At 57.1% G+C, this 9,345-nt stretch carries 7 protein-coding genes; 5 read left to right on the top strand and 2 right to left on the bottom strand.

All coding sequences use genetic code 11. The annotated features are described in order from the left end of the window. The 3 genes from Q0796_RS14170 to Q0796_RS14160 all read left to right on the top strand — a co-directional run. A partial coding sequence (locus tag Q0796_RS14170; RefSeq protein WP_298444335.1) for a uroporphyrinogen decarboxylase family protein occupies positions 1-154 on the top strand: 154 nt, incomplete at its 5' end. A 356-nt stretch (positions 155-510) separates the two neighbouring features. Further along, positions 511-1,602, top strand: coding sequence for a PfkB family carbohydrate kinase (locus Q0796_RS14165; RefSeq protein WP_298444332.1), 1,092 nt, complete (start codon positions 511-513; stop codon positions 1,600-1,602). Next, positions 1,596-2,510, top strand: coding sequence for a pseudouridine-5'-phosphate glycosidase (locus Q0796_RS14160; RefSeq protein WP_298444330.1), 915 nt, complete (start codon positions 1,596-1,598; stop codon positions 2,508-2,510). The genes Q0796_RS14165 and Q0796_RS14160 overlap by 7 nt, the downstream gene beginning before the upstream one ends. Before the next feature lie 15 nt (positions 2,511-2,525). On the opposite strand, the gene Q0796_RS14155 is transcribed toward Q0796_RS14160, so the two are convergent. Further along, positions 2,526-3,080 (bottom strand): uracil-DNA glycosylase family protein, encoded by a 555-nt coding sequence (locus Q0796_RS14155; RefSeq protein WP_298444328.1) that lies wholly within the window; start codon positions 3,078-3,080, stop codon positions 2,526-2,528. Between the two features lie 164 nt (positions 3,081-3,244). Between Q0796_RS14155 and Q0796_RS14150 the strand changes: the two genes are divergently transcribed. After that, positions 3,245-5,791, top strand: coding sequence for an EAL domain-containing protein (locus Q0796_RS14150; protein WP_298444326.1), 2,547 nt, complete (start codon positions 3,245-3,247; stop codon positions 5,789-5,791). Between the two features lie 22 nt (positions 5,792-5,813). Here Q0796_RS14150 and Q0796_RS14145 read toward each other — a convergent pair whose 3' ends face one another. Continuing rightward, entirely contained in the window at positions 5,814-6,716 is a 903-nt protein-coding gene (locus Q0796_RS14145; protein WP_298444324.1) for a patatin family protein, read from the bottom strand. A 236-nt stretch (positions 6,717-6,952) separates the two neighbouring features. Here Q0796_RS14145 and Q0796_RS14140 point away from each other — a divergent pair, with 236 nt between their 5' ends. Beyond that, positions 6,953-9,322: a YgiQ family radical SAM protein gene (locus Q0796_RS14140; RefSeq protein ID WP_298444322.1), complete on the top strand. Its 2,370-nt coding sequence runs from the start codon at positions 6,953-6,955 to the stop codon at positions 9,320-9,322. Positions 9,323-9,345 lie beyond the last annotated feature (23 nt).

The raw sequence follows: 9,345 nt of genomic DNA, 5'->3' as shown, positions 1-9,345 counted from the left end.
CGAAGAGGAAGTAGCGCGTATTCTGGGCGAGTTTGGCCACGGCGAAGGCCACGTATTCAACTTGGGCCACGGCATCCACCCGTTTGCCGATCCAGAGCACGCGGGCGCCTTCATCAAGGCCGTTCACGCGCAATCCGCGAAGTACCACAAATAAGTTTGGGCAGCTTTTTATTCTCCCACGATTTGGTTCGTATGCACTGGCGGATCAACGCCGCCAATGGAGTCGGTTATTTTTAGCGGGGCTATTTACTTCCTGTCGTGGTTGCAATGGCCGTGGGCGGATCGGAATCAATGATTAAGGAAACCGCGAAGTGGTTACTTCGCCGCCAGCGCAAACACAGCCTGGTTTGCTGCTGTGTCGCTGGCGTGACGCAACTTGGTGCGACTTAAGTTGCTCGGCGAAACCAATCTGTTTGCGCCTGCAGTTGAGCGTTGTTCGTAGAAAAACCTTTTCTAATCAATATTTTTGATCAATCATCAAACAAATGTTTGCGGAACAAACAAAAGTTTATGACGGATCGAGAACAACAAATTTTAGCGCTGCTGCGACAAGATCCAATGTTGCCGCAACAGCAGCTTGCTGAGCAATTAGGCATCAGTCGCAGTGCGGCCGCAGGCCACATCATGAACCTGACCCGCAAGGGTGAGATCCAAGGTAAGGGTTACATTTTAGCGCCGCATCGCTACGCCGTAGTGATTGGTGGGGCCAACATGGATCTTTGTGGGCGCGCCGATGGCAGCTTGATTAACGCTGACTCCAATCCAGGGCAGCTGCGTTGCAGTGCCGGTGGGGTGGGGCGCAACATCGCCGATAACTTAGCGCGCTTGGGCAGTAAGGTGCAGTTTATCGGTGCCATGGGCGACGACGGCTGGGGTGAGCAACTGAAAAGCAGTTGCCGCGAAGCGGGGATCGAGGTTGATCACTGCCTTACCGTGTCGGGCGCCACCAGTTCGAGCTACTTATCCATTCACGATGCCGATGGCGAAATGCAGCTGGCCCTGAATGACATGGCGTTGCTGGAGCGGCTCAATGCCGAGCAACTTGGCCAACGTGAAGCGGTGTTGAAACGCGCCACCATGTTGGTTGTTGATGCCAACCTGTGCGACAGCGCCTTGGATTACCTGTTCCATTGCCACAGCGATAAGCCGATTTTGGTTGATCCGGTATCCAGCGCCAAAGCCAGCAAGTTGCGGCCATACCTGCGCCACATTCACACCTTAAAACCGAACCAGTTGGAAGCTGAACTGCTCAGCGGCCACACCATTCGCAGCAGCGCCGATCTGCCGACGGTGGCCGCCAAGCTGCACCAGCAAGGGGTACAGCGGGTGCTGATCAGCCTTGGTAAGCAGGGCGCCTTTGCCAGCTGTGAGCTGGGACAACGGATCATCCCCGCAGCAGCCACCTGCGTTAATAACGTCACCGGGGCCGGTGATGCACTGATGGCGGGGCTAGTGCATGGCCAGATGAGCCAGTGGAGCTGGTCACACAGCGTCGATTTCGCCTTGGGGGCCGCCCGTTTGGCGCTGGCCGCCGACAATACCATTAATTCAACCATGTCAGAGCCGGCGGTATTGCGCCAGCTAGAGGAAGCATCATGTTAGCCAATTACTTAGATATTCAGCCTGAAGTTGCCGCCGCCTTAGCCAACAACCAGCCGGTGGTTGCGCTGGAGTCGACCATTATCTCTCACGGTATGCCGTACCCACGTAACGTGGATACCGCGCTGCAAGTCGAGCAAGCGATCCGCGAGCAAGGGGCCATTCCGGCCACTATCGCCATCATTGGTGGCCGTTTGAAAGTGGGTTTGGATGAAGCGCAGATCCGCCACTTAGGCCAAGCCGGCCAAGCGGTAACCAAAGTCAGCCGTCGTGACATTCCTTTCGTTGTTGCGGCAGCAAAAGACGGTGCCACCACCGTTGCTGCCACCATGATCTTGGCGGCCATGGCGGGCATTAAAGTGTTTGCCACTGGCGGCATTGGCGGCGTACACCGCGGCGCGCAAGAAACCATGGACATCTCTGCGGATTTGCAAGAGCTGGCCAACACCGACGTTGCCGTTGTCTGTGCCGGGGCAAAATCGATTCTGGATCTGGGCTTAACCCGTGAGTACCTCGAAACTCAAGGGGTACCGGTCGTGGGTTACCAAACCGACAGCCTGCCGGCGTTCTACACGCGCGAAAGTGAGCACAGCATCGATTACCGTCTGGACACCCCAGAGCAGATCGCCACCGCGCTGAAAGCGAAGTGGGCACTGGATCTGCACGGTGGCGTGGTGATCGCTAACCCGATCCCAGCGGAATACGCGATGCCATTGGACGTGATCACCAATGCGGTGGATACCGCGCTGGCCGAAGCCGACAAGCAAGGCATTGTGGGTAAAGCATCAACGCCGTTCTTGTTGGCAAGAGTGTGTGAACTGACCGGCGGCAACAGCTTGGATGCCAACATCGAGCTGGTATTGAACAACGCCCGTCTGGGCGCACAGATTGCCAAGTCCTACTGCAGCTAAGCGCCCGCTGAGCTGTTAAGCGAGTGCCGCTGCTACCGCCTGTTGCAGCGGCGCTAATAACGCCTGTTCAAACCACGGATTGCGCTTCAGCCAGATGTTGTTGCGTGGTGATGGATGGGGCAACGCCAAACGTCCCTGTGGCAGCCACTGTTGCCATGCCTGCACTGCCGCCGTGGTGTTTGTAAATCCCGCCAAATAGCGCTTTTGCGCATACTGACCAATCAATAGCGTTAACCGCAGTTGCTGCAACTGTGGCAACAGTTGTGGGTGCCATAATGGCGCACAGCGTGGATCCGGTGGGTTATCGCCGCTGCGCCCCTTGCCGGGATAACACAGCCCCATCGGCATAATGGCCACCTGCTGCGGATCGTAAAAGGTGCTTTCATCCATGGCTAACCACTGCCGCAAGCGTCGACCGCTGGGATCATCAAATGGGATCCCGCTGCGATGCACTGCCGCCCCCGGCGCTTGGCCGATGATCAAAATCCGCGCGTCTGGATGAAATTGCAGCACCGGATTGGGCTCAAGTTTATCGACACACCGCCGACATAATTGGGGACAGCTCGACATCGGATTTCCTTGTGGCCACCCAGCAACGGCGCAGGCCGATTGGATTGGCTCGACAGCATTGGCTTTAGCGGCTCAATTGGGTACGGTTGAGCCTCGATTTACTCCAACCATAGGGTTACTAGGCTTTGCCAGCAATCAGTTTATCTCGCCGTTTGATGCTTGTCGTGTTCGCGCTTGCGATGCCATTAGTGGTGCTGCTGTCGTGGTTTACCCAAAACCAATTTGAACAACGGCTGCACAGTTTTTCTGAACATCAGCAAGTTATCGAATATGGCCGAGTGAAACGTGAGTTTGTGGCGACCCTGAGCGAACGCCGCGATGAACTGTTGCAGATCCGCACCGCCTTAGAGCTGGATCAGCCGCAAGTGCTCGAGCACCTCTTGGCGCGCAACTATTTTGAGCGGCTGCGGATCCTCGTGATCAACCACTATGGTGAGCTGCACCCGTTACTGCCGCAAAACCGCGCCATCGACAGCAGCACCGCATCGCTGTTGGAGCAGTTAGCGCGGCCGTTAGAACAAGAAACCTTCCAATTTGAACGCAGTGGCTTTGCCCAGCTGCAAAACAACGAATTTGCGCTGATCACCCTGCCGCTGAAACACCGGCAATGGCGCGGCATTGTGTTGGTGCAAAGCATCGGCGATGAACAGATGTTGGCGCTGATCCAATCCCACGCCAATCTAAAATCCGCCACCTTAACCCGCGCCAGCAAAAGCCCCCAAGAACAGCAACTGCCGATGCTGTTTGGTAAGCCGCTGGCACTGCAACTGCAGTTTGATTTAGACGCCATCAATAACTTCACCAGCCAAGCTGCGGCGGTGTTTATGCAAACCATGCTGCTGGCGCTGTCGGTGCTGTTGGGGCTGTATCTACTGCAGCGGCGGTTGTTGTTGCAACCGCTCAGCAGCTTTGTGGCCCGCTTGCAGCAAGTGCGGGATCGAGACGTCAGCGCGCCCCTACCCGTCGCAACAGGCACCGAGCTGGGGCAGTTGGCACAGGATTGCAACGAACTGTTCCGGCAGCGCCATCAGCAGCAGCGGCAGCGGGACTCGTTGCTGCGTGCGGTCAACGATGCGGTGGTGGTGGTGGATAACGACGCCCGCATTGAACTGGTGAACCCCGCTGCGGAGATCTTACTGGCGGTTGAGCACGGCCCCGTGCAGCACTGCACCTTGCAAGAGCTGGTGGCCGGAGAAGCCGGAGCGCAGCTGGATAACGACCTGCGCGAGCTGCTGAACTCCAGCCGAGTCAGTCTCGACAGCGAAGTGCAGCTACCGAAAAGCGGCGAAGTGCTGAAATACAGCGTTGTGCGTACCCTTGATGGCCAAGGCCAGACATTAGGGGCGGTGATGGTGATGCGCGACATGACCAAAAACCTGCAACTGAAGATGCAGCTGCAGCACCGCACCCAGCGCGACAGCACCACCAAACTGTTTAATCGACAGGTGTTTGAGCGGGAGCTGGAAGAGTTGGCCAATAAGCCCGGCCAGCATGCGGTGATCTACATGGATCTGAACCGCTTTAAGTTGATCAACGACAGCTGTGGCCACACGGCGGGGGATCGGATGCTGCATGACGTCTCGGCAGAGATGCGGCAGAACATTCGCAATCAAGACATCTTGGCGCGGATCGGCGGCGACGAATTTGGCTTGATCATGCCAGACAGCTCGGCGCTGGAAGTGGCCAAGGTGCTGAAGAACCTCAGCGAGCGCGTGCAGGGGATCACCCTCTATTGGGACAGCGGCAGCTACAAAGTGGGCATTAGCATCGGCGTGGCTTTTTATCGCGGCGAGCAAACCCCCTACGAAACCTTTAAAGACGCCGAGATCGCCTGCAGCGTAACCAAAGCCAAAGGCGGCGAAGGCCAGATCCACTTCTTCGATTCCTTGGATCAAGATCTGGCCCATCAGCGGAATGCGCCGTTGTGGGCGATGAAAATTAACGACGCCATCGTCAACGACGATCTGGTGCTGTTCTATCAGCCGATTGAGCCCACCGATGGCAACAACAACGGCAAGCGTAAGTGCGAGATCCTGTTGCGGATCAAAGAAGAAGGCGGCCGCATTTTGGCACCGGGGCAGTTTATTGCCGCGGCGGAACGGTTTAACTTGATGCCGCAGGTGGATCGGGCGGTGATCCGCAAAAGTTTCGAATGGCTGGCGCGCAACCCACACCTGTGGGACAGCCAAGTGATCTCGATTAACTTGTCGGGCACCACGTTAAACAGTGACGGCTTGGTCAGCTACGTGGAACAGATGGTGAAAACCTATCGAGTGCCAACCCACACGGTGTGTTTTGAAGTCACCGAAACCGCGGCGCTCACCAACGAAAATCACGCCCTGGAGATCTTGAACGAGCTGCGCCGCCGCGGCTTTGCGTTCTCGCTGGATGACTTTGGCTCAGGCTTTGCTTCTTACGGTTACCTGCGTCGACTGCCGGTGGACTACGTTAAAATTGATGGCGTGTTTGTGCAAAACTTGGCCACCGACGACAAAGACTACGCCATCGTAAAATCGATCCACGATGTGTGTCAGGTGATGGGCATTGAAACCGTGGCGGAGTTTGTGGAAGACCAAGAAACCCTCGAGCGACTGCAGGAAATTGGCGTCACCTACGCCCAAGGCTACGGCATTGGCCGCCCCAAAGATCTGGCCACCTATGAACCGCTGGGCAACGCGGATGATGCGTTGCTGCAATCGCTGTTATCGTAGCCGCCTTGGTTGAGGCGGCCCGTTAACCGAGCGGCTGTTCGCTGGTGTCGGGGTTAGCCTGCCAGCGTTGCATCGCTGCTACTGCAGCTTCCAATCCCAATTGATAACCGGCGAGCATTAACGGCGCTTGGCGGCTAAAGCGGCTGGGCTGGAACGAGGTCGGAGGGCAGATCTCGATGATCTCTACCCCCGCGGGTGGGTTTCGCAGCAGCGCCACGCTGCGGTTGTAATGCGCGGCGCGGTTCAACATCGGCGCAATGATCCCAGGGGTGTTACGCAACAGGTAGCGCAGCAATTGCGGTGCCTTAGGGGTCGTTTTTTGGTAATCGGCACTGCGGCTACGCAGCACCATAATTTTAGTGGCACCGGCCGCAATCGCCGCCTGCACCGGGATCGAATCCGCCACCCCGCCATCCACATAACGGTTGCCGTTCAACGCCACCCCAGGGCGATAGAGGAGCGGCAAGGCGCTGGAGGCTTTAATTAGCTCAATGATGTTGTCGCCACTGGCCTGAATGTATTCGGCTTGGCCGCTGCGTTGGTTGGTTACCCCGACGTACAGCGGCGCGGTTTGGGCGTCAAAGGTGGCTCGATCAAAGCCTAACTCGGCCATACTCACTTGCCATAACCAGTCTAAATCCATCATCTCTTGGCCACGCAGCAGCGCCAGTGGCCGAATAAACTGCGGCCGTTGGGCGATGTCGGTGTAGATTTTCAGGTTCCGGCCGGGCATCCGCGCCTGATAGGCCGCGACATTGGTGGCGCCAGCAGAAACGCCCCAGAGGGAATCAAACGGGTGAAAGTTGGCTTGCAAGAAGCCGTCTAAGATCCCGCAAGAGAACACCGCCCGCAAAGCGCCCCCTTCCACCACGAGGGCGGTAGAGCCCAGCTTAGACGGCGGCGTTGTAGCTTGAACTGATCGCATCGAAATTCCATTTAGAAAAGCGTTAATCAATTGTAAGTACAAGCGAAATGCGCCTCAACAGAATTGTGGTCAGGGCAGCGAACCGCGCAATAGGCGGATCCGGCGCAGGCCGTGGCTTAACCTTGCTATGGTTATGGTTAAAAGTTAACCGTCGCACCCTCGCCACGGCTTTGCTACAATCCCGCGTCCATTCGCCCCAGCCCCCGCTGCGAGCGAACCGCGCTTGAGGAAAACCGATGATCCAAACCCCAGACAATAAGCTGTTCAGTTACCCCAAATATCGGGATGAACAGCCGGCCAAATTTTTGCCAACCAGCCGCAAAGAGATGCACAAACTGGGGTGGGACAGTTGCGACATCATTTTGGTTACGGGCGATGCTTACGTGGACCATCCCTCGTTCGGCATGGGCATTGTTGGGCGCATGTTGGAAGCCCAAGGCTTCCGTGTTGGCATCATCGATCAGCCGGATTGGCACAGCAAAGACGACTTCATGACGTTGGGCAAACCCAACCTGTTTTTTGCCGTGGGTGCCGGCAACATGGATTCGATGATCAACCACTACACTGCGGATCGTCGCTTACGTCACGATGACGCCTACACGCCGGATAACGTGCACGGCAAACGTCCTGATCGGGCGGTGATGGTGTACAGCCAGCGCTGTAAAGAAGCCTTTAAAGGGGTGCCGGTGGTGATTGGTTCGATTGAAGCCAGTTTGCGCCGCATCGCCCATTACGATTACTGGCAGGATAAGGTACGTCGCTCCATTTTGTTTGATGCCAAAGCGGATCTGTTGATCTACGGCAACGCCGAACGGCCGATCATCGAGCTGGCGCACCGCGTTGCTGCCGGTGAAATCGTGAAAGAGATCCGTGATATTCGCGGCACCGGCTTCTTAACCAAAGAAGCGCTGCCGGAGTGGAGTGGCTTAGACTCCACCACCTTAGATACCCCGGGCAAGATTGATCCGATCCCCAACCCTTACGGCGCCGATGACATGGGCTGTGAGCTCGGCAGTAAGTTTGATAATGATCCGGTGGTGCAAACGGTGCAGGTGCAGCCGCCAAAGCCGAAGCCGTGGGACAAACAGTACATCTTGCTGCCGGCCTACGATCAGGTGCGCGCCGACAAGATCCTGTACGCCCACAGTTCGCGGGTGTTCCACCAAGAAACCAATCCCGGCTGTGCTCGCGCCTTGATGCAGCGCCACGGCGATCGTTTTGTGTGGTTAACCCCGCCAGCCATCCCGCTGGAAACCGACGAGATGGATTGGGTGTTTGGGTTGTCGTATGCACGGGTACCCCACCCGAAATACGACGGCAAAAAGATCCCCGCCTATGACATGATCAAAACCTCGATCAACATCATGCGCGGCTGTTACGGCGGCTGTACCTTCTGTTCGATTACCGAACACGAAGGGCGGATCATTCAAAGTCGCTCGCACGATTCGATCATCAACGAAATTGAAGAGATCAAAGATAAGGTGCCGGGTTTCACCGGCGTTATCTCGGATCTGGGCGGGCCCACCGCCAACATGTATCACCTGCGCTGTAAAAGCCCGAAGGCGGAAGCGACCTGCCGCCGTTACAGCTGCATCTACCCCGACATCTGTGGCCACATGGACACCGATCACACCCCCACCATCGATCTGTACCGTAAGGCGCGAGCGGTGCCGGGGATCAAGAAAATCTTGATCGCCTCTGGGGTGCGTTACGATCTGGCGGTGCAGGATCCGCGCTACGTTAAAGAGCTGGCCAGCCACCACGTGGGCGGTTACCTCAAGATCGCCCCTGAGCACACCGAAGAGGGGCCGTTGTCGAAGATGTTCAAGCCGGGCATGGGCAGCTACTACGAATTTAAGAAGCTGTTTGATAAGTACTCGAAAGAGGCGGGCAAAAAGCAGTACTTGATCCCGTACTTTATCTCGGCGCACCCAGGCACCACCATTAAAGACATGACCAACTTGGCGCTGTGGCTGAAAGAGAATGACTTTAAGCTGGATCAGGTGCAGAACTTCTACCCATCGCCGCTGGCGAACGCCACCACCATCTGGCACACCGAGCTGGATTCGCTGCATAAGCTGACCAAAAAATCGGTGCAAGACAAAGTGGCGGTGGCCAAAGGCGGGCGCGAACGTCGCATCCATAAAGCGATTTTGCGTTACCACGATCCAGAAGGCTGGCCGTTGGTGCGCGAAGGCTTGAAAAAAGCCGGTTTGGCCAAGCTGATTGGCAACGGCCCCAATTGCCTAGTGCCAGCCGAAGGGCAGGGCATGGGGCGTCATGGTGCCAAAGCGGGTGGCCGCGGTAAACCGGCCCTGAGCCGCCACACCGGCTTAAAGCAGTTTGATAAGCCCAAGCGCGGCGGTAAGCCAAACGGGAGCGGCGGTCAGGGCTCGGAGCAGGGCAAACCCAGCGGCAAAGGCGGCTGGAACGGCAAGCCGGCGAAGCCAATTCGTCCCGGTGCCAAGCCCGCTGGCCAAGGCGCGAATGGCGGTGCGAACAAAGGCGCAAACAAGGGCAGCAACCAAGCTGGCAAAGCCAACTTCAGTGGTAAGCCAAATGGCAAACCCAGCAAAGGCGGCAAGCCAAAGCGCGCGAACGCGTAACCGCGCCCAGAAATGAGCAGAGA

Origin of the sequence: uncultured Ferrimonas sp. (genome assembly GCF_947489035.1) — a bacterium.
GTDB lineage: Bacteria > Pseudomonadota > Gammaproteobacteria > Enterobacterales > Shewanellaceae > Ferrimonas.
The sequence above is the reverse complement of the archived record's forward strand: the minus strand, read 5'-3'. Positions and strand labels throughout refer to the sequence as shown.

Coding starts and splice junctions, on each gene's coding strand:
- Q0796_RS14165 (WP_298444332.1), top strand. CDS start 511: ATGACGGATCGAGAACAACAAATTTTAGCGCTGCTGCGACAAGATCCA.
- Q0796_RS14160 (WP_298444330.1), top strand. CDS start 1,596: ATGTTAGCCAATTACTTAGATATTCAGCCTGAAGTTGCCGCCGCCTTA.
- Q0796_RS14155 (WP_298444328.1), bottom strand. CDS start 3,080: ATGTCGAGCTGTCCCCAATTATGTCGGCGGTGTGTCGATAAACTTGAG.
- Q0796_RS14145 (WP_298444324.1), bottom strand. CDS start 6,716: ATGCGATCAGTTCAAGCTACAACGCCGCCGTCTAAGCTGGGCTCTACC.
- Q0796_RS14140 (WP_298444322.1), top strand. CDS start 6,953: ATGATCCAAACCCCAGACAATAAGCTGTTCAGTTACCCCAAATATCGG.